This is a genomic window from Marinobacter xiaoshiensis (assembly GCF_031631795.1).
Lineage (GTDB): Bacteria > Pseudomonadota > Gammaproteobacteria > Pseudomonadales > Oleiphilaceae > Marinobacter > Marinobacter xiaoshiensis.
Genome location: NZ_JAVMBO010000013.1, coordinates 24,135 through 43,037, shown reverse-complemented (window position 1 = coordinate 43,037; position 18,903 = coordinate 24,135). Strand labels below are relative to the sequence as shown.

Genomic DNA, 18,903 nt, shown 5'->3' with positions numbered 1-18,903 from the left:
TTGATGAGGCGCACAGGGCCAGTAAACAACGACAGCGGTTTTACGCTGATTGAGATACTTGTTGTCCTGGTTCTTGTGGGCCTGCTTGCTGCTCTGGCGGTTTTTACCATGGGAGGGAACTCCCAGCAGCGTGAGCTGCAAAATGAAGTGCGGGAGCTATACCTGTTAATGCAGACCGCATCAGAACAGGCAGTGTTGAATAATCTCGAGCATGGTTTGCTCTTTGAAGAAAACGGTTATCAGTTTGTTGCGTTTCAGGATGAATCCGGCGACTGGAAAGCTACAGGGGAGCGTATATTCCGAGCCAGAGACTTCCCAGATTGGTTGGTTGCCACCCGGTTTATCGAGAGTGACGCACCGAGGCTGGCGTCCGTTGAGGACAAACTAAGGCCCGATCTGGTGTTTTTCTCCAGTGGCGAAACCACGCCTTTTGAACTTGAGTTCACCATTGGTAGCCAGACGGACTACACCCACATTTTGGCATCGGATGGCATTTCTCCCATCGAGTGGCGCAAACCCGGCGATGAGGGTAGCGACCGATGAGGCCTCACACCCATGCCAAGCTCCCGAATTACGGCAAAGGCTTCACTCTCATTGAAGTGATGATCGCACTGCTGGTGTTCGGCCTGATCGCAACCGCTTCAGCGGAGGTGGCCAGTCAGTACATCTCCAGCTATGAGCGCATCCGGGACAAAACCCTTGCCGGGTGGCTAGCCGACAATCGCATGAACGAAATTCGCTTGGATAAAAGCCTGCCAGGCATATCCGAGAACTCTAAAGATAGAGACTACGGCCCTTACCGCTGGCAAGTGACCACGAAAGTCATGGCCACCGCCGAACCTAAAATGCGCCGTGTAGAAGTTGAAGTTGCTCGTTACCGGGACGGTAGTTCAAAGTCTTACCCGGTCCATACGCTCTCTGCTTTCGTAGGCCAAAAATGAGAGACGTTAAGGGCCTGCGGGGCTTTACGCTTCTTGAGGTGATGGTAGCCATAAGCATCACTGCGGTTATCGGCATCGGCGTCTGGCAGGTTTTAAATAATGTGATCGCTTCCCGAGATCGCGTGGATGAGCTTTCCGAAAGCTTCGATGGCCTGCAGAGGGCCATGCTCCTTATGGAGCGGGATATCATGCAGATTGTTAACCGATCCGCACGAGATATCTACGGTGATTTCAAGCCGGCATTAACGAGTCGCGAAGATGATTTTTCCCTTATGCTGACCCGGCAGGGTTGGCGTAATCCCCTCGGGATAAGGCGCAGTAGCTTGCAGCGGGTTGGCTGGGAATATACAGGCAGTGAACTGCGGCGGCGTTATTGGCCTACTGTGGACCAGGGTCAGGAGGACAACAGCCAGGACCTCCTGCTTCTGGATGGCGTTACCGCCTTTGATTTGCGGTTTATGAACGATCAGAACAGCTGGGAGCCGGAATGGCCCCCGGAACAAGCCATGGCTTCGTTAAGCCCCGGTACACGTCCGGAAATAGCCTTTCCTCTAGCGATAGAAATCACCCTGGAGCACGAGCGTTTTGGTGAGATCGTGCGAACCTTTGTGCTGCCCGACTTCGATCTTGAAGGTGCTCAGGGTCTTCTGGACCAGTTGAAGCAGGCGAACGACAAAGCAGCTGAAGAAGAAGCTGCGGGCACGTCGGGGCAAGGGGGGTAGAATGCTATGACTATGCACTCCTATGATTCGGGCCCGAACACCCAGCAGGGTGTTGCGCTGATTATGGTCCTGCTCGCCATGGCCCTGGTGGTCATGCTGGCATCCGGAATGAGCCAGCAACAAAATGTGCGGGTATTCAAAGCCGGCCATTACCTGGCACAGCAACAAGGCCAGAGTATTGCCTTGGGTGCGGAAGCATTCGCCAGGCAGATTCTGGTGAGGGATTTTGAAGAAGATAAAGAAGATAACCTGATGGTCGACAGCCTGGATGAATTCTGGGCCAAGAACGCCGCTATCCTGCCCCTCGATAACAATGGCGTAGCAGAGGTGCAGATAGACGACCTTGGAGGACGGATTAACCTGAATGATCTGGTTATTGGTAAGGGGCAGGTGGATCCGATAACCAAAGACCGCCTTGCCCGTTTGCTTGTGGCGCTGGGCATTACAGGCATTTCTGCGGATGCCCTGGTTGACTGGGTAGATCCTGACGACCAGACAATCAGTGCCTATGGCGCAGAAGACGGGCAATACCTTATGGCAGAGCCAGGTTACCGTGCGGCAAACCAGCCTTTTGTGAGCGTGTCTGAACTTCGCTTGATAGAAGGTATGACTGAAGAAATCTATGTCGCTTTGCGCCCCCATGTTACGGCCTTGCCGGTGAATGGGTTGGGCATCAATGTGAACACGGCAACGGCCGAAGTATTGATGTCGCTGTATGATGAATTGTCGTCTGCTCAGGCTGAGTCTATTGTTGAAAAGCGTGAAGAAAAGCGATTTGAAAATCTTCAGGATTTTCTCGCACTCCCGGAGCTTGCCGCATCTGGCCTGAAGCCCGTGGGATTGGGTTTGCAAACCCGTTTTTTTGAAGTTGTTTCACGGATTACCTACGATAACCGTGTTGTAAATATGGTGAGTACAGTTTTCCGTAATCAGGAAGGGATTGTCCGGACGGTTCACAGGGATACCGGACAGAAGAACCGAATTACCAAAGAACCCTACACCATCTCGGAAGGATAACCATGTCTTACCGCCTTTACGTGCGACCCTTAGCGCCCTTTGCGGACTCTGGAGAAAATCCGGAAGAACGCCTCTTCAACTGGGTACTTTATGATGCCGGTGGTGATGCACAGGCACAGGGTAGCCGTGATTTTCGTAGTACCATTGAACAGACGTTGAGTCAGAACGGGCTTGACGATGTTTTGCTTGTGGGGCTCATTCCAGGTGATGAAGCCCTGTTTTGTTTGGCGGATATTCCTGCCAAGCAAAGCCGGTTTATTAACCAGGCCCTGCCTTATGCGGTAGAAGAGCAGATAGCCCAGGATATAGACAGTGTGCATCTGGCGCTGGGCATGCACACACAAGAGGGGTACAGGGTCGCAGCGATTGATCGGGACAGAATGGCCCAATGGCTGGAACTTTTCAGGGGCTGGCCCCACACCAGGCTCGATGCCATATACCCCGATGCCGCATTGCTCCCGGTTACAGAAGAAGGATGGTCTATTTGCCTTGATGGAGAGTCGGCAATGATGGCCAGCTTCCGTGGGGAGTGGCTGAGCATGCAGTCGGCCAACCTTGGAATGTTTGCACAGACCCTGGCAATGCCACCTTCTGAAGACGTGGTTGCTGAAGTCCCCGTGGTCATCTATGGCACTGATACTGAATTTGACGAACAGCAGGCTGTGCTCGGTGAAATCATGGTGCCAGGGCGACTGTCCGTTCGCCGTGAATCGCTGGAACTGATGCCATTGGAGTTGCTTGCCCACGCTCACCATCACCACTTGTGTCGCCCCATCAACCTGTGCCAGCGTGATTTCTCGGTAAAAGGCGGCAAAGCAAGTCCGTTGAAGCCCTGGAAGCCCCTGATTGCAGTCGCGGCAGTCTGGTTTGTTGTGCAGTTGGCTTTGGAAGCCGGAATGGGCTTTTACTACCAGAAACAAGCTGACCAAATGCGGCAGCAGGCCATGTCGGTATACAGGAGTGCATTTCCTCAGGACCGAAGAACCCACGCGGGTAATGTAAAGCGGGTAATTGAAGGCCAGTTACGCATGGCGGGCTCAGACGGCCCGGGTGCTGACTTTGTCACTCTGATGAAGTACACCGGCCAGCAATACTCCAATGTTGCAGGCACAGGTACGGTGACGTTTAATTCCATTAACTACAGTCAGTCTCGAGGGGAATTGGTGGTTGATGTGCGGGCAGATAGCTACGATCGCTTGAGCACACTCAGAAATGGCCTTGCGAGTCAGGGACTGGATGCCAAAATAGGCTCAGTGGTGAACGAATCCAGTGGCGCCCGTGGCCGCCTCACAGTATCCGGAGGCTAAGGCCATGCTAACGAAACTGAAAGAACAGCCCGCCGTCGGAAAACTGATTGCACAGTACGATCAACTTCCCAAGCGTGATCAGCAGGCGCTTGTGGTTCTGGCGATTGCTGTGTTTCTCGGGATTCTGTATTTCGCAATTTGGAGTCCGGTTACCAGCTTTCACGATAAAGCGGCTGCCAGTAAAGAGAATGCTTCCGAATTGGTCGCCTGGATTCAAGCCAATGAGCCAGTTATCCGACGCTTGGGCAGCAGTGGCAGTAAACCGGCAGCAACCTCCGGAGATGTACCGGCCGATGGCCGCGCACTGATGGGCTTGGTAACCCGCTCGGCTAGGGATTCCGGCCTTACGCTGCAGCGCTTTGAACCTAGCGGTGACAGCGCCATTCGGGTTTGGTTGGAAGCCGCTCCTTACTCAGACGTTGCGGCATGGCTAGAAATGCTCAATGGCAAACACGGGGTTGTGATAGACCAGGCTGCGCTGGATCGTGGTAACGAGCCAGGCAAGGTGTCTGTTCGCCTGACATTGGCAATCTGATTCTGAATAACTTGGTTCCGGAGTGGTCTCGCCGGACAGGGGCAGGAGCAAAAATATGAGTGGCGATAACAAAAAAGAGTCGGATCCGGTTATTGTTCGGTTAGACATCAGTGCTTTGAATGAAGCCAGATCGATTCTGTATGATGCCTACCGGGATGAGCCAACGTTCCAATACCTGTTTAATCATCGTAAACCCGGTTATAAGCAGCGCGTTCGGGCAACCGTTCGTGAGCTTGTTGATTTGTACTTTGATCTGAATCAGGAATCGGTCGGCGTGATGGTTAATGATACCTTGGTCGCTGTGGCGTTTATCGGCGATCCGGATCTGAGGTTGAATCTGGCGAACCAGTTTAGCTGGCGAATTCGCATGGTTCTGACTGCAGGTTTTGCCTCTACTCGCAGATACCTGCACTATCACGAAAGGATACGTGCAATGTTACCTCAGCCACTGGCTCATCAGTTGCCATTGATGGGGGTTAACCCCAAGTACCAGAATCGTGGGTACGGGCGGCTCTTGCTACAAGCCGTTCAACGTTTGTGCGCAGAAAATCCTCGTGGAACAGGCTTGGTCCTCGATACGGGAAACAGTCGTTATCTGCCGTTTTATGAATCTGAAGGCTTCCGCAGCCTGGGAAAACTCCGTGTTGGAGGTTTTGAGGATCACATACTGTTCCGCGAGATCCATCCGGAAGCCAAGGTTGCCGCTAACCAAAATTAACGCCGTAATATGCAACAGGAGACAACGTGTCTGACAGCCTGGATTATGATCTGATTGTGATTGGTGCCGGTTCCGGCGGAGTGCGCCTTGCGCGTATGTCTGCCGGGCGTGGAGCGCGAGTAGCTGTAGTTGAGTCCCGTTATCTTGGCGGCACCTGCGTTAACGTTGGTTGCGTGCCTAAAAAGCTGTTTGTATATGGGGCTCATGTTCGCGACGACCTTGAGGATGCAGCAGGTTATGGCTGGGATATCCCGATGGACGGCGTCAGCTTTGACTGGCCAACACTTGTCGCCAACAAAAATGCTGAAATTGAAAGACTCAACGGAATTTATGGCCGCCTGCTTGAGAATGCTGGCGTTACCATCATTGAAGGCACCGCATCTATCAAGGATCCGAATACGGTTGTCGTAGGTGATAAGGAATACTCAACCAAGCACATAACTGTTGCAACGGGCAGCTGGCCAGTTGTTCCTGATATTCCAGGTAAGGACAGCATTCTTACATCGAATGAAATGTTCTATTTGCCGCAACTGCCCAAACAGGCTGTTGTTTGGGGCGGTGGCTACATTGCAGTTGAGTTCGCCGGTATTCTTGCAGGCCTTGGTGTGGAGACAACGCTCCTTTATCGGGGCGATCTGTTCCTTCGTGGGTTTGACAACGATGTGCGCAAATTTACTGAACAGGAAATGCGCAAGAAGGGCATTCGGCTCGAGTTTGGCGTAACAATTGAATCTGTTGAGCCTGAAAACTCCCACTACCGAGTCAAACTCAGTAATGGCGAGGTCATGGAGACTGGTCTTGTGATGGCGGCAACGGGCAGAAGGGCGCTGGTTGATGGCTTGGGCCTTACTGAGTTGGGCGTCGAACTTAATGCCTCTGGGCATGTGGTTGTAGACGATTACTTCCAAACCTCTGTGCCTTCAATAACCGCTCTGGGCGATGTGATTGGTACGCCACAGTTAACGCCGGTAGCGCTTGCACAGGCTATGGTTCTGTCCCGCAGAATGTTCGGAGACGGAAAGGGCGAGATGGATTACACCGCAATCCCGACTGCGGTTTTCTGCCAGCCAAATATCGGCACAGTGGGTCTGACAGAGGAAGAGGCGCGCGAAGCAGGGCATACCTTGAGAATCTACCGCTCAGAGTTCCGCCCCATGAAATACACACTCAGTGGCCGTGAAGAGCGCTGCCTGATGAAACTGGTTGTTGATGACGCAACAGATCGGGTTCTGGGGGCACACATGGTGGGGGCAGATGCAGGTGAAATCACTCAGGGGCTTGCCGTAGCCATCAAGGCTGGCGCAACCAAAGCCCAGTTTGATTCAACAATTGGCATTCACCCAACCTCCGCAGAAGAATTCGTCACCATGCGGGAGCCAGTCGCCTGATAGATACCATGGGCCCAGGGACGGGCTTATATACCGATTGTTTTTTCGGGCTGCTCACAGCAGTGTTACCCAGCGCCCCAGCACTTCCCGAAGATTTTCCTTCCGTACAGGTTTGGACAGGTAGTCGTCCATGCCACTTTCATGGCAGTTTTGTTTCGTGCCGGGCAGAACATCTGCGGTTAGTGCAATTACTGGCGTTCTGCCAACACCGTTAGCAGTCTCCCATTCCCGGATATAGCGTGTCGTTTCATAGCCATCCATGACTGGCATCTGGCAGTCCATGAGGATGACATCAAAGCCTTGGTGGCTGGCATGAACTTTTTCCAATGCTTCCTGCCCGTTGGTGACGGCTTCCGTATCAAATCCAAGACGATTTAACAGTGCTACCGCCACCCGCTGGTTTACCGGGTTATCCTCAACGACCAAGGCACGCCTGGAAAGAGGTGTCTCCACATGTAATACAGATTCAGGTTCAATTGATAAGGTTGCTGTAGAGGCGACTTCAAGAGGTAACTCAAATCGAAATGACGAGCCTTCCCCATGATGTGATTCCACCTGGATATGACCACCGAGTAGCTCCACCAGCCTTTGAACAAGAGACAGCCCAATACCGGCGCCACCGAAACTTCGGGCATCTCCACCCTCGAGTTGTTGGAAAGTACTGAACATGTCTGTAACGCGGCCGTTGGGAATACCGCTTCCCGAATCGCTAACGGAACAGTTGATAATGATGCAGCCGTCCTCAACTCCAAAGCACCCTAGCTGTACGTTAACAAAACCGTCGGTGGTGAATTTGATTGCGTTATCAAGCAGGCACGCGAGAATCTGACGAATCCGGGGTGCATCCCCTTTTACCATAGGTGTTTCGGGCCAGTCCCCGTAAAAGTTAAGGGTTAATGCTAATCCCTGTTCTTCTGCCAAGTGGCGATACGATGCAACGCAATTTGTAACAAGCGTGTGCAGATTGAACGGCTGATGGTCTACCACGATACCGCCGCTATCCATATGGGAGTAATCAAGAATGTCGCTGATAACTGTTAAGAGGTCTTCCGTTGACTGCCTTGCGGTCTTCAAAAAATCACGCTGCCTCGGGCTCAGGGTTTCTTCCTGAACAAGATCTATCATGCCCAGGACTCCATTTAACGGAGTGCGAAGTTCATGGCTCATTGTTGCCAAAAACTCGGATTTTGCCTGGCTTGCGGTTTCCGCTTTTTCACGGGCCCGCTCAGATATCGCCAGTGTCTGATCTCTCGAAGCTTTCAATGATTCAAGATGCTCGGCCAGTTGGTTTAACTGCTGTTCAATCGCAACCAACTCCCGGGAATTTTTACGTCTGTTCACTTTGCTCAAGCGATAATCGCCCTCGATAAGGCGATTGATGCGTCCCGACACCTCAGTAATCGGGGAGAGAATCGTATTCAACGTATGCTTTATGATCAGAATGCTGAATAGCAATAAAGACAAGCCTACCGTTAGCGACGACCAGAGGATATCGTTTCGTCGTTCTATCAGGGCGTTGCTACTCACACCAACCATAACTGTGCCGACCCGCAGCGCTCCGGAACTGAGGCCAAACTCGGGCTCAAACCACAGCGTTGGGCGATCGGTTTCAAATTCCAGAGGGTTCTGCAGTATTTCTGCCTGATATATCTGAAATTCGCTCGACTTATCCCCGGGTTCGCTGTCAAGGGAGTTGACGTAACCGATCTGTTCGCCGGTCACGTCCACCACGCGAATCCAGTCTGCCCTGCTGTGCCGGATCGACTGGGAAAGTATTTCCTGCAGCGCCTGAGTGTTGCCGGATACAACGGCGTATTCCAGAGAAGGGGCCAAGGTATCAGCCAGGAGCTGATTGCTGTCCGAGAGATCGCGCCTGGCGTCATCCAGACGGGCGGAAGTAAAAAAGCCCATGAAGGTAATGAACATCACGACGGAAGGGAGCGCACCTAGTAGTAGGAGCTTGCGAGCCAAAGGCGTGTTGATGGGCTGCTTACTCATCACCTTGTCCTCCATGGCTGTCTAAGCGTAGTTCTACGTTTTGGATGATCTGCTCTTGTGTAGCCAGTGGAATGTTCAGTGAGCGAGCAACCTGTTCGTTGATATCAACCCGAAATTGGGGAGGATAACCCGGGTCTGGAAACCTTCCGGTTTCGAAGAATGTCTGTAGATGCCCCCCTGCCATCTCTACCATGGCGGGGAAGGATGCGTAGCCAGAGGCAAGGGAACCCGCTTTGACATAAGCTTGGCTCGGACCTATCACAATTCTGTTTCGGCGATAGGCTGTAAGCAGAACGTGCTTCATGGTTCTGGGGTTATAGATTGTGCGGTCTGGCGCAGCCAGCAAAAAATCGCCATAGCTTAGCGCTCTGTTAAGTGTAGAGATGAGCTGTTTGTCATCATCCACTACGAAAAGTTGTGCCTCGAGGTTGTAAGCTGGAAGTTCATCAATGAGCGTATCGTATAGCTCTGCCGTACCAGCAGTCGCAATCAATGCGATACGCGTAGCTTGAGGGAGAATAGCTTTGCCAATAAGTGCTTGCCTGAGTAACGGAGCACCGTGGTAGATACCGGAAATCTGCCCTGATGAGCGGCGAGCGAACCCGCCCAGGAAATCTGGCTCTACGAGCAGAGCTAACACAGGGGCTTGACGGTTCACTTGTCGTATTCGTGAAAATGCACCAGGCCCCAAGGTGACAATTGGGCCGTCGTCAGTCTGCGCCGCTTGTTCGTCCGTAACAGGCACCAGTTGGTGCTGTCCGCCGAGTGTTTGTTCAAGGAGGCCTTGGATATGACTATCCAGAGCCAGGTTTCCAGAGCTGGCCAGATACACGGGTGAAGGGTCTTGGGCGAGGGCAGTAGGGGTGGCGGAGAAAATGGTGGCTGCTATCAGGGTGCAAAGCAACGCAGTTGCAGTCAGGGACTTAGCTGCCTGCATTGCTGCGCGTCTTATGACTTGCCCCTTTTGTTTCATACCATCCCAGGCCAGAAATCGTCCCTGATTAACGATCAGAAACGTATACCCGCTTCAACGAAGAGTTGATTGGGATCCGCAATATTGTTGGCGCTGCTCATATCCGGTTCTTCGTTTATGTAGTGTTGCATGGTGAGCGCAAGTTCCGCTGAGTAGCGCGGTTGAAAAAACCGCTTTGCCAATCGGAAATCGATGCGCTCAAACCGGGAGCTCCGAAACTTGTCCGCCCAGTAGTATGCGGAAGAGCCCCTGATGCCAAATGGCAGATCCTGAATAAGTGCCAGGCTGCCTGAGTGTCTGGCCGACATGCGGCCAAGCAAGTCAACATTGTATTCCTGGCGAGCTGGGTCGGGGTTGCCATTTTCATCACGAATGACCGGGCCTGTATACCAGCCATCCTGCTCAAGATAGCCATAACTTGCCCTGAATGTTGTTCCTGGGAACTCAAGTGACGCCTCAATTTCAACGCCCTCCTGATCCAGTGCCACGTTGTTATCAATGGTCCAATCCTTAAACTGGATAACGCCGCTAATCATATCCCGGAGTTCGTCCTTGAATAAGCGAACCTCCAGGGACAGTTGACCTGTCTCCATAGGAAACTGCCCGAAGTAGCTGATTTCTCTCGATACTATCGTCTCTTCTTTGAGCGTTTCCCCGAGTGTTACGTAGGAGTAGTGCTTCCATACATCAGTACTATTTACCCGGTACCCCTCGTATCCCGCATACTTTGCGGGCTCAACATTTCTAAGTGTATATCCATAATCCGGGTTTTGCTCAAACCCGTCGGGCGTGCGAACTGCTTTTGAGAAAACGAACCTGAGTGCGTGGTTATTGCCAAGGATGAAGTTCGCCGCAACCCGGGGTGAAAAATAACCTTCATCCGTTGTCGTTGTGCGCTCCCAGTTACCGCCACCATTCAAAGTGAGCCAGGTGGTCGGTGAGTATTCAAGATTACCAAACACCCTGGATTGGTGGTTGTTACCCCGGCCATTAAAGTAGGTTTCAGAACGATAGGTGTCTTCCCGGAAGCCAATGCCAGTTACCAGCTTAAGATCGTCACTAAATAAAAGCGTGTCTTGTAGTTCCAGTTCAAACCGGGAGTCTTCTGAATCTGCGTTAACTTCCGCCGTTAACGGGATGCCTCCGGGGCTTCCGGGGAAACACAGGCCTTTGTTGGCCTTTAAAAAAAGGAGGTCACCATTGGCAAGGCAGTCCACGGCTGTTTCCGGTAGTTCAATGGGCCACTGCTGTCTGCGGTCATAGTTCTCGAAGCTCGCCAGAATATGAAAGAAGTGATTGTTTGAGGGTGTAAAGTTAAGCTGCGTCTGGAGGTAATAGTCCCGCAGATCAATATCTGGATGACCGACAGCTTCCAGTTCTCCGCTTCTGTCCTTGTCTTGCTCGTTTACGCCATCTACGACACCCAGTCGAATATCAGCGTTAAACCCGGAGTTTACCTTCAGGCGGGAAGAATAATTAAACGAGTTGATATTATGTCCGTCATGAAATGGCTCCGGATCAGGGCCTCCGCTTTGGTAATCAAAGCCATCAAATTTTCGCTTCTCAAAGGCAAGCCGCCAGTCGTAACTATCATTGGCATCACCAACCGAGGCAAAGGTGCGAACGTAGTTTCTGGAGCCCCGAATGGCTCGTATCTCGACACCAGAGGTGTCGGCGGGGTTTCTGGTGATAATGTTGATGGTGCCTAAAAAGGCGTTAATTCCATATGCTGCTGAGTTAGGCCCCCGGCTTACCTCTATTCGCTCGATGAGTTCCAGCGGCACCGGCATGGTTTGCCAGTCCATGTCAGACAGTGTTGCGCGATGCGCTGTCCGACCATCAACCAGGACCTGCATGCGCCGCTGTTCGTAATGAACCGTGCCGTGATATGTGGTGACAGGGGAGTTGCTGCCAACCTCAGCCACAACCATGCCGGGAACCAGCCGAAATACCTCAACAAGGTTCATAATGCCAAGATCACGGATCATTTCGCCTTCAATGACCGTCGTGGTGCCTGGAACCCGAGTTTTGGGTTGTCTGAGCCGGGTGGTTGTTAAAACTTCTGGAATCTCGTCGTTAAACCCGTAGAAGCCAGCCAATTGAGCATCACCATCCGGGGATTGGGCGGCAGTATCCATTGACACCAATGAAACGGCAGTCGCCAAAACCATTACCGTCACGTTTGTGCGGTAAAAAGCGGTGGGCCGAAAGGCGGTTTTGTCGAAATTCGTAACGGACATGGGTGTCGTTCTATAATCTGCCGAGTAGAAGGTAAAACGTCGTTTTTTGTATGTTTTAGCTATCGTATTTGACTACACGATGATTGTCTCTCAAAAACGTAATGAATCGATAGGTTTGGAATATGCCTGATAAGAATTTAAGCCTGGTTGATCGTGATCTTGATGCCTCGGAAGGGCAGGTCGTCCGTGAGGTTATGATCCAGATCAAGGCGCTTTTGAATGATCCGGCTAGAAGCCGGGATGCAGGCATATGGAAGGCTATTCTTCGTGAGCCACCTGCTGATCAGGCGCTGTTGCGGCGGGAGCTTGGCCGACAACTGGAGCCGCAGCTTCGGCCTATGGCCGAAAACGGCAGTCTTCCTCCCCCGGTTGTTATCTTTTTGGCGGAGTGGTTTGAATGGCAAAGTCTTCAGGAAATAGCAATCCAGGATGAGGAGCGCCGATACCCTGACCCGGAGCCGGGCCAGGAGCATATGGATGAAGACGCACCGCAAATGGTTAACTTCTGGCCGGCCGTTATAGGTTGGATCATCGGGCTTGTAGTGCTTGCCACAATATTTGGAGGTATGGGTGGCGGCTGAAGAGGCAGCCGCCTATTGTGATTCGCCTGGTAATTTCGACTCGGCAATTTTGTCACGATACTTTTGTGCCAGTATGGCGCCAATAATAACCTGGACCTGGTTGTAGCACATAATCGGCAATACGATCATCCCAAAGCCGGGGTGTCCGGAAAATAGCACTTTGGCCATGGGCAGCCCCGAAGCCAGGCTCTTTTTTGAGCCGCAGAAAACTACCGCAGCTTCGTCCTCCAGACTGAGCCCGAACCGCCGCACCATAAAGCGTGCAAAGAACATAAACAGAGCCAGCAACCCGATACACAGCAGTATGGTGAGAACAATAGCTTTCAGCGGCAGGTTTTGCCAAAGACCACTTTCCACGGAATGGGAGAAGGCGGAATACACGATCAGCCAGATCACACACTTGTCGTAGCGCGCCATCAGATGTTCATTCCGGCCCAGAAATCCTCCCAACATGGGGCGCATGGCGTGGCCGACAGCAAAGGGCAGCAGTAGCTGCAGAACGATATCTTTCAGGGCTTCGCCCACCGCAAAATCCCCGCTACCAGCAGAGCTTACCAATAGGAGTAGCAGAAAGGGCGTCAGCATCATTCCGAATACGTTCGATGCTGCAGCGCTGCATATAGCCGCCGGTACGTTACCGCGGGCCAAAGCTGTATATGCAATGGATGAAGACACGGCAGATGGCAATACACCCAGATACAAAAAGCCAAGCCCAAGGTCTGGGGGCATCCATGAAGGTGCGAAGTTGCTCATGCCGTTAATGGGGAGCACGACCAGAGGGAAGAAGCCAAAGGTAAGCGCGGTGATGAGTATGTGCAGTCGCCAGTGAGATGCCCCATCGACGATTTGTTGTCGTGATAATGCTGCTCCATGGAAGAAAAAGAGCAGGGCAACGGCAACTGTCCCTGCCACCGCCAATAACTCTCCGACAACGCCGGTGGCCGGCAAAAATGAAGCAAGGGCAACAGCGCCCAGTAACATAATGGTAAATGTGTCTGGCCGGAATTTCATGGTCACGTGCCCCTCTTTCGTAGGGCCTGAAGGCTGGGGGAGAGGAGTGCCCGGGCAAGTTTCTCCGCTTTGTCCGAATCCTGACGGCGAACGGCCGCAAGAAGTAGTTCGTGATCTTCCTGGGAGGGCTCCGGAAGGTCTGCGTCGCTTTCGGTGCGCTCGATTGTCTGAGTTATTGCGTGGGAGAAGTAATCGTAAAGTTCCGAAAGCGCCGAGTTATGGGACGCGGCCACAAGCGCGTGGTGGAAAGCCTCATCGTGACGAATGCGCTCTTGCAAATTCGAATCGGCCTTGCCTCTGGCATCCAGTGCCATGGTCATGGCACGAACGTCCTGGTCAGTGCGCCGTTGTGCCGCCAGTTTTGCGGCTTCGGTCTCCAGCATAATCCGAACTTCAAGCTGATCGGTTAGCTGGGTGCGGGCGATCCTCTTGAGGGTTTCACCGGCGTCCCGGGTGGCTCTCACATAGGTGCCGTCTCCCTGTCGGGTTTCAAGCATACCGACATGAGCGAGCACTCGTACCGCTTCTCGCACCGTGTTGCGACTGACACCAAGGGCTTCTGAAAGCTCAGCTTCCACCGGAAGCTTGTCGCCGACCAACCATTGTTCCGTTTCTATCGCGTGCCTCAAGCTTTCTATAGCGGTCTCTACCAGAGAGCCTTTTTGAATTTTTTTGAGCATTGTGGGTCATCCCTTCAGCTGATCATAGAATCATCCTATGAATCAGTTGTCGATGCAAATGCATTAGCAAGGAAATCACAAACACCAAGAGACGGTGCAAAGCGCCGCTCTTGTTGAGTATGCCAAAAGCCGGGGGTTACCCGGCTGATTTAAGGAGTTGGTAGTCCGCCGGGTTAACGTTACGAGTGGCAAGACGATAGGAGAAGGTAAACCCCGGCCAGTTCAGTGTGTTTTTGCCATTGGCATCAAGATACCAGGATGAGCAGCCGGAGCTCCACACGCTGCCTTCAAGATCTTTCTGAATGGTGCTGGAATAGCTCTCTACCCGGTGTTGATGGACATCCATGGCCGCACCCGGATGCTCTTGTAGCACCTTCAGGCAGCCAAGAATGTACTGAAACTGTGATTCGAGCATGTAGAGAATGGAGTTATGGGCCAGATTTGTGTTGGGTCCATACAGTATGAACAAGTTTGGAAAACCCGATACAGTGATGCCTTTAAACGCTGTCGCACCATTCTTCCAGGCTTCGTTCAGTGTCACGCCGCCGCGCCCGGTAACACGAATCGGAGACAGAAATTCAGAAGCACGAAACCCGGTACCAAAAATGATGACATCAACCGGGTAATGTTTACCCGATTGCGTTTGAACGCCAGTCGCATCTACTTTGGCAATGGGGTCTGTAACGAGATCCAGGTTGGATCGATTGATGGCCGGATACCAATCGTTGGAAATCAGAATGCGCTTACAGCCAATCTGGTAATCCGGAATGATCTGTTTCCGTTTCCCGGGATCGCTAATGTGCTTGCGCGCTTCTTTTTTGGCCTGCAAAGCCAATACTTTCAACAGGCTGCTGAACCCCGTGAAGGCGAGGCCTCGGCTTTCATTCTTCCAATAGATCAGGTATCGGTACAGCCTGTCCCATGCAGGAACAGCTTTGAACAGGTTTTGCTCCCAGGTTTTAAAAGGCCTGTCAGGCTTTGGGACTACCCAGGCAGCAGAACGCTGGAAGAGCGCGAGCGATTTCACCTCACGGGCAATCTCGGGCACAAACTGGATGGCGCTGGCGCCCGTGCCGATAACCGCAACCCGCTTGTTTTTGAGATCGTAATCGTGATTCCAGCGAGCGGAGTGAAAGGAGGTGCCTTTGAACGCTTCCATGCCGTCAATATTGGGTGACGCCGGCTGATTAAGTTGGCCGGTGGCTGAAATGACAACCTGTGCTTGCAGTTTTTCGCCGCTTGTCAGCGTGAGGATCCAGTGGTTATGCGCCTCGTCAAACACGGCTTCCGCCACCTCACAGTTGAAGCGGATCTGTTCACTCAGCCCATACTTTTCAACGCAGTGTTCCATATAGCCAAGGAGTTCGTGTTGCAGCCCGAATTTTCGTGACCAGTCGTGCTTTGGCTCGAAAGAATAGGAGTAAAAGTGGGACTGCACATCACATGCTGCACCGGGGTAGGTATTGTCGCGCCAGGTTCCGCCAACCCGATCGGCTTTTTCCAGCAAAGTGACATTGGTGAATCCGGCCTTGTTTAGCTGGATAGCCATGCCTATTCCGCCAAACCCTGTTCCGATTATGATGACAGAGGGTTGTGTGTTGCTGTTTTTGTTGGCCATACCCGTGATATCCAGTCTTGTGAAAATAATGACGCCTTGTTCACTATATGTGTCTATTGCCACCCAAGTCATGGCTTTTTGTGCCAGATTTGGTGGCAGTAAACGCCAGGTCTCACGTTCTCAGGGGTAGTTTTACTGACCCCAAAAACCATCAAGCCGCACTTCCCAGGGAGGCGCGGCTTGATAGATAGGGCTTGTAAGGGGAAAGAGCTATTCTTGGGTAGCGTTGAGCAAATCCGGTTTTTTCAGGGCTCTCTGGAACAGATCTTTATCCTCGGCTATGGCCATGGCGCACTTTTCCGCCAAGTCGTCGCCCAGTCCTTCTACTTTTCGGGCCAGATAAACCTGAATTTCTTCCGCCAACTCCAGGATCTTATCTCTGGCATCGGCATCCGCCTTTGATGTGAAAAGCATGGTCTCAGGATTTTTTAATGCCATATCCAGGCCGTCCCTATCGGAAAAATAGACTGCTTGTACCGCCATGGTCATTCCTCGCAGTGAATGTCTAATTTACTGTATAGGTATACAGTGTATCCGACTTGCCCGGAGAAATACACTCAATCGGGGAGAAGCAACCCATTTACTCACGCTCTACGGGGCGATCTGGACGAATTTCCGGATAAAGCGACTCGAACAATGGCTTCAAGCCCTTGGCTTCATCAACAAACAATTGAAGGTGCGGGAAGGGTATTTCGATGCCAGCCTCATCGAGCGTCTCTTTGATCTGCTCCAACACTTCGGCCATGATGCCGGGCTGAACATCCAGATTATCTGGAGTAATCCATATTTTTACTTCCAGGTCTACTGAGGAGTCGCCCAGATTTTTAAGCACTACCCGTGGCTCCATGCCCGGAGATTGCAAAACCTCCGGGTGCGCCAAAAGTACCGGCATAATGATATCTCTGGCGGCCTTGGCAGACTCTTTGTAAGCAATGCCGACAGGGATGTTCAGCCTTGTAGCGCCTTCTGCGCTGTAATTCACAATCTCTGAAGACGCCACGCTGTCGTTGGGAATCATGGTGAATATGTTGTCGCGAGTCCGCAGCCAGGTGGTGCGCAGGGCAATCTTCACCACCTTGCCATCCTGGCCATTAATTGTGACCCAGTCGCCAATGCGAAATGGCCGCTCAATCAATAAGGTGATACCAGCGATGAAGTTTGACAGCGTCGACTGAGCCGCAAACCCTACAGCAATGCCCACAATACCCAAGCCAGCAACAATCGACAGCAGGTCAAAACCGAATTGCGCAAGAATGGTGACCACTGCAAAGGTCGCCATCACCACAGACAACACATTGCCCGCTAACTGTTGGATAGATGCATCTAACTGGTTGCGACGCAAGGTTTCGGTGGTCAGACGACGGCTAACCAGCCATGCTACGTAGAAGCTCAGCGCTAACAGACCCGCTCTGGATGCCGCCTTTAGAAACTCAACCCCAGCTCCAAATTGCGCCAGTATTATCAGTAGCGCACCCAGCCCGGCAAGATAACGCAAACCGCTCCTACCGTGCCTGAACATCGGGCTCTTTACATTGCGCTTTCCGACTACCAATCGAACAAGCCCAATCACCACCAGGTAGGCGCCCAAAAACAAAGCCAAATACAGAGTCGAAATCACGGCTTGGCTGAACACATAAGCGCCAACTTCACGCCAAGCCACCTCATGGCCGCCAAAGGCGTTTAGTGTGTCACCAAGGTTTTTCTTTATTTGCTCAGCCACGGCTGCCATGAATTCGACCATCAATCCTGTCCTTTGCCAAAAAGAGAGCGGAGTGCTTTCGAATTATAGAAGCCCTGATGAGTGTCAGTAGCGTAAAAGAGCTGAACCCCAGGTAAAGCCCCCGCCAAAGGCTTCAAGCATTACAACATCGTTGCGCTGAATACGTCCGTCTCTAACGGCAACATCCAGGGCGAGAGGTATAGAGGCCGCTGAGGTATTGCCGTGCTTGTTAACGGTAACCACAACCTGATCCATGGGCATGCTCAGCTTTTTCGCGGTAGCAGCAATGATGCGCAGGTTAGCTTGATGAGGCACCAGCCAGTCGATTTCGGATTTTTTCATCTGGTTGGCTGCGAGAGTTTCATCAACGATCTTGCCCAAGGTGTTTACGGCTACCTTGAAGACTTCGCTGCCTTTCATTTCTACAAAGGCCTTGCCCGCTTTAACCTGGTCGTAATTGCTGGCAATTCCGCAGGGCACATGAAGCAAGTCTTCGTACTGTCCGTCTGCATGAATATGGGTGGAAAGAATACCGGTTTCTTCATGTGCCTCCAGAATCACAGCACCAGCACCATCCCCGAACAGCACGCAGGTGCCCCGGTCGGACCAGTCAATGATTCGGGAGAAAACCTCAGCGCCAATAACCAGCGCTTTTTTGCTGGACCCGGTTTTTATAAATTTGTCGGCAACCGAGAGGGCATAAACGAATCCGCTACACACGGCCTGAATATCAAACGCCGGGCATCCATGAATCCCTAGCCGGGCTTGAAGAATGCAGGCAGAACTAGGGAAGATCTTATCCGGGGTGGACGTAGCAAACACAATCAGGTCAATCTCGCTGGCATCTATGCCGGCAGCTTCAATGGCATTCAACGCGGCTTGCTCTGCAAGATCCACGGTGGTCTGGCCTTTCAAGGCAATGTGCCGCTGCTCAATGCCGGTTCGCTCACGGATCCATTTGTCCGTGGTATCAACCGTCTTTTCGAGGTCTTTGTTGGTAACAATGTTCTCTGGCAGGTAAGAGCCAGTGCCGGCAATGCGTGCAAAGGTCATTCGCTAAATCCCACGATATATCCGATTGGGGAGCTCTGTGCATTCAGGGGGCCTTTTGGTTTGCAGGGTTCTGAATGCGTTTTAAACGCTCCTTGGCTTTAGACCATGCTATACCCCTGAACCATTGTCTGTTATTAGCTGTTTGTCAAAGACGACCGTGAAAACACTGGCTAAATGGGCCTGTTTCGCCTTATTGGGCTGCCGCAGCGTGCGGTAATCTGCGTTACACTCCAGTCTTCAGACAAGGACTTGCACTAAATGCCCGATCTGATTCTCTACAATTACGCCTTATCCCCTTTCTCCGAGAAAATCCGCGTAATGCTTGGGATCACGGGTTGTGGTTCGTTGTTGAATTGGCGGGAAAGCCTTGGTTGCAAGGTTACCCGAAGGTAAGTGCCTGG

Annotated in this window: 17 protein-coding genes and 1 pseudogene; 9 read left to right on the top strand and 9 right to left on the bottom strand. The window is 52.2% G+C overall.

From position 1 onward, the window contains the following. Positions 1–3: 3 nt before the first annotated feature. The 8 genes from gspH to gorA are packed head-to-tail and all read left to right on the top strand — an operon-like array spanning position 4 to position 6,628. A complete protein-coding gene (gspH, locus tag RKA07_RS09595; protein ID WP_200204670.1) occupies positions 4–543 on the top strand; it encodes a type II secretion system minor pseudopilin GspH in 540 nt (179 codons plus the stop codon). After that, positions 540–941 carry a type II secretion system minor pseudopilin GspI gene (gene gspI, locus RKA07_RS09590; protein ID WP_200371404.1) on the top strand — a complete coding sequence of 134 codons (402 nt, stop codon included), beginning with the start codon at positions 540–542 and terminating at the stop codon, positions 939–941. The genes gspH and gspI overlap by 4 nt, the downstream gene beginning before the upstream one ends. Then, positions 938–1,663 (top strand): type II secretion system minor pseudopilin GspJ, encoded by a 726-nt coding sequence (gspJ, locus tag RKA07_RS09585; RefSeq protein WP_200371406.1) that lies wholly within the window; start codon positions 938–940, stop codon positions 1,661–1,663. Before gspI ends, gspJ begins: the two co-directional genes overlap by 4 nt. Positions 1,664–1,669: 6 nt before the next feature. After that, on the top strand, positions 1,670–2,680 hold the full coding sequence (gspK, locus tag RKA07_RS09580) for a type II secretion system minor pseudopilin GspK (RefSeq protein ID WP_227714940.1): 1,011 nt from the start codon (positions 1,670–1,672) through the stop codon (positions 2,678–2,680). 2 nt (positions 2,681–2,682) lie between these two features. Beyond that, positions 2,683–3,987 carry a type II secretion system protein GspL gene (gene gspL, locus RKA07_RS09575; protein ID WP_200371408.1) on the top strand — a complete coding sequence of 435 codons (1,305 nt, stop codon included), beginning with the start codon at positions 2,683–2,685 and terminating at the stop codon, positions 3,985–3,987. Between the two features lie 4 nt (positions 3,988–3,991). Beyond that, positions 3,992–4,522, top strand: coding sequence for a type II secretion system protein M (locus tag RKA07_RS09570; protein WP_200371410.1), 531 nt, complete (start codon positions 3,992–3,994; stop codon positions 4,520–4,522). Positions 4,523–4,577: 55 nt separating this feature from the next. Then, complete coding sequence (locus RKA07_RS09565) at positions 4,578–5,240, top strand: GNAT family N-acetyltransferase (protein WP_200204665.1); 663 nt, start codon at positions 4,578–4,580, stop codon at positions 5,238–5,240. Positions 5,241–5,266: 26 nt separating this feature from the next. Further along, positions 5,267–6,628 (top strand): glutathione-disulfide reductase, encoded by a 1,362-nt coding sequence (gene gorA / locus RKA07_RS09560; protein WP_200371412.1) that lies wholly within the window; start codon positions 5,267–5,269, stop codon positions 6,626–6,628. Between the two features lie 54 nt (positions 6,629–6,682). Here gorA and RKA07_RS09555 read toward each other — a convergent pair whose 3' ends face one another. The 3 genes from RKA07_RS09555 to RKA07_RS09545 form a co-directional block, all read right to left on the bottom strand. Then, positions 6,683–8,626, bottom strand: a complete 1,944-nt coding sequence (locus RKA07_RS09555) for a response regulator (protein WP_200371414.1) — start codon at positions 8,624–8,626, stop codon at positions 6,683–6,685. After that, the gene (locus RKA07_RS09550) at positions 8,619–9,563 is read right to left on the bottom strand and encodes an ABC transporter substrate-binding protein (RefSeq protein WP_227714941.1); all 945 of its coding nucleotides are present in this window, start codon (positions 9,561–9,563) and stop codon (positions 8,619–8,621) included. Before RKA07_RS09550 ends, RKA07_RS09555 begins: the two co-directional genes overlap by 8 nt. Positions 9,564–9,634: 71 nt before the next feature. Beyond that, complete coding sequence (locus RKA07_RS09545; RefSeq protein WP_310966204.1) at positions 9,635–11,839, bottom strand: TonB-dependent receptor plug domain-containing protein; 2,205 nt, start codon at positions 11,837–11,839, stop codon at positions 9,635–9,637. Positions 11,840–12,006: 167 nt separating this feature from the next. On the opposite strand from RKA07_RS09545, the pseudogene RKA07_RS09540 reads away from it, so the two are divergent. Next, a pseudogene (locus RKA07_RS09540) lies at positions 12,007–12,420 on the top strand (J domain-containing protein); the annotation flags it as partial. A 12-nt stretch (positions 12,421–12,432) separates the two neighbouring features. Here the strand turns inward: RKA07_RS09540 and RKA07_RS09535 are convergent. From RKA07_RS09535 to RKA07_RS09510, 6 genes are all read right to left on the bottom strand, one after another. Next, the gene (locus tag RKA07_RS09535) at positions 12,433–13,431 is read right to left on the bottom strand and encodes a bile acid:sodium symporter family protein (protein ID WP_200371516.1); all 999 of its coding nucleotides are present in this window, start codon (positions 13,429–13,431) and stop codon (positions 12,433–12,435) included. A gap of 2 nt (positions 13,432–13,433) precedes the next feature. Next, positions 13,434–14,111, bottom strand: coding sequence for a FadR/GntR family transcriptional regulator (locus RKA07_RS09530; RefSeq protein ID WP_200204660.1), 678 nt, complete (start codon positions 14,109–14,111; stop codon positions 13,434–13,436). 136 nt (positions 14,112–14,247) lie between these two features. After that, entirely contained in the window at positions 14,248–15,729 is a 1,482-nt protein-coding gene (locus tag RKA07_RS09525; protein ID WP_200371418.1) for a flavin-containing monooxygenase, read from the bottom strand. A 210-nt stretch (positions 15,730–15,939) separates the two neighbouring features. Beyond that, positions 15,940–16,212 carry a YebG family protein gene (locus RKA07_RS09520; RefSeq protein ID WP_200204658.1) on the bottom strand — a complete coding sequence of 91 codons (273 nt, stop codon included), beginning with the start codon at positions 16,210–16,212 and terminating at the stop codon, positions 15,940–15,942. 97 nt (positions 16,213–16,309) lie between these two features. After that, entirely contained in the window at positions 16,310–17,470 is a 1,161-nt protein-coding gene (locus RKA07_RS09515) for a mechanosensitive ion channel family protein (RefSeq protein WP_200371420.1), read from the bottom strand. 63 nt (positions 17,471–17,533) lie between these two features. Then, positions 17,534–18,502: a beta-ketoacyl-ACP synthase III gene (locus RKA07_RS09510; RefSeq protein ID WP_310966203.1), complete on the bottom strand. Its 969-nt coding sequence runs from the start codon at positions 18,500–18,502 to the stop codon at positions 17,534–17,536. Between the last annotated feature and the right edge of the window lie 401 nt (positions 18,503–18,903).

Excerpts from the sequence above, each read along its gene's own strand:
- RKA07_RS09535 (WP_200371516.1), bottom strand. The coding sequence starts at position 13,431 with ATGAAATTCCGGCCAGACACATTTACCATTATGTTACTGGGCGCTGTT.
- gspJ (WP_200371406.1), top strand. The coding sequence starts at position 938 with ATGAGAGACGTTAAGGGCCTGCGGGGCTTTACGCTTCTTGAGGTGATG.
- RKA07_RS09555 (WP_200371414.1), bottom strand. The coding sequence starts at position 8,626 with ATGAGTAAGCAGCCCATCAACACGCCTTTGGCTCGCAAGCTCCTACTA.
- RKA07_RS09550 (WP_227714941.1), bottom strand. The coding sequence starts at position 9,563 with ATGCAGGCAGCTAAGTCCCTGACTGCAACTGCGTTGCTTTGCACCCTG.
- RKA07_RS09565 (WP_200204665.1), top strand. The coding sequence starts at position 4,578 with ATGAGTGGCGATAACAAAAAAGAGTCGGATCCGGTTATTGTTCGGTTA.
- RKA07_RS09520 (WP_200204658.1), bottom strand. The coding sequence starts at position 16,212 with ATGGCGGTACAAGCAGTCTATTTTTCCGATAGGGACGGCCTGGATATG.
- gspH (WP_200204670.1), top strand. The coding sequence starts at position 4 with ATGAGGCGCACAGGGCCAGTAAACAACGACAGCGGTTTTACGCTGATT.
- gspL (WP_200371408.1), top strand. The coding sequence starts at position 2,683 with ATGTCTTACCGCCTTTACGTGCGACCCTTAGCGCCCTTTGCGGACTCT.
- RKA07_RS09570 (WP_200371410.1), top strand. The coding sequence starts at position 3,992 with ATGCTAACGAAACTGAAAGAACAGCCCGCCGTCGGAAAACTGATTGCA.
- RKA07_RS09510 (WP_310966203.1), bottom strand. The coding sequence starts at position 18,502 with ATGACCTTTGCACGCATTGCCGGCACTGGCTCTTACCTGCCAGAGAAC.
- RKA07_RS09525 (WP_200371418.1), bottom strand. The coding sequence starts at position 15,729 with ATGGCCAACAAAAACAGCAACACACAACCCTCTGTCATCATAATCGGA.
- RKA07_RS09545 (WP_310966204.1), bottom strand. The coding sequence starts at position 11,839 with ATGTCCGTTACGAATTTCGACAAAACCGCCTTTCGGCCCACCGCTTTT.
- gspI (WP_200371404.1), top strand. The coding sequence starts at position 540 with ATGAGGCCTCACACCCATGCCAAGCTCCCGAATTACGGCAAAGGCTTC.
- RKA07_RS09515 (WP_200371420.1), bottom strand. The coding sequence starts at position 17,470 with ATGGTCGAATTCATGGCAGCCGTGGCTGAGCAAATAAAGAAAAACCTT.
- RKA07_RS09530 (WP_200204660.1), bottom strand. The coding sequence starts at position 14,111 with ATGCTCAAAAAAATTCAAAAAGGCTCTCTGGTAGAGACCGCTATAGAA.
- gspK (WP_227714940.1), top strand. The coding sequence starts at position 1,670 with ATGACTATGCACTCCTATGATTCGGGCCCGAACACCCAGCAGGGTGTT.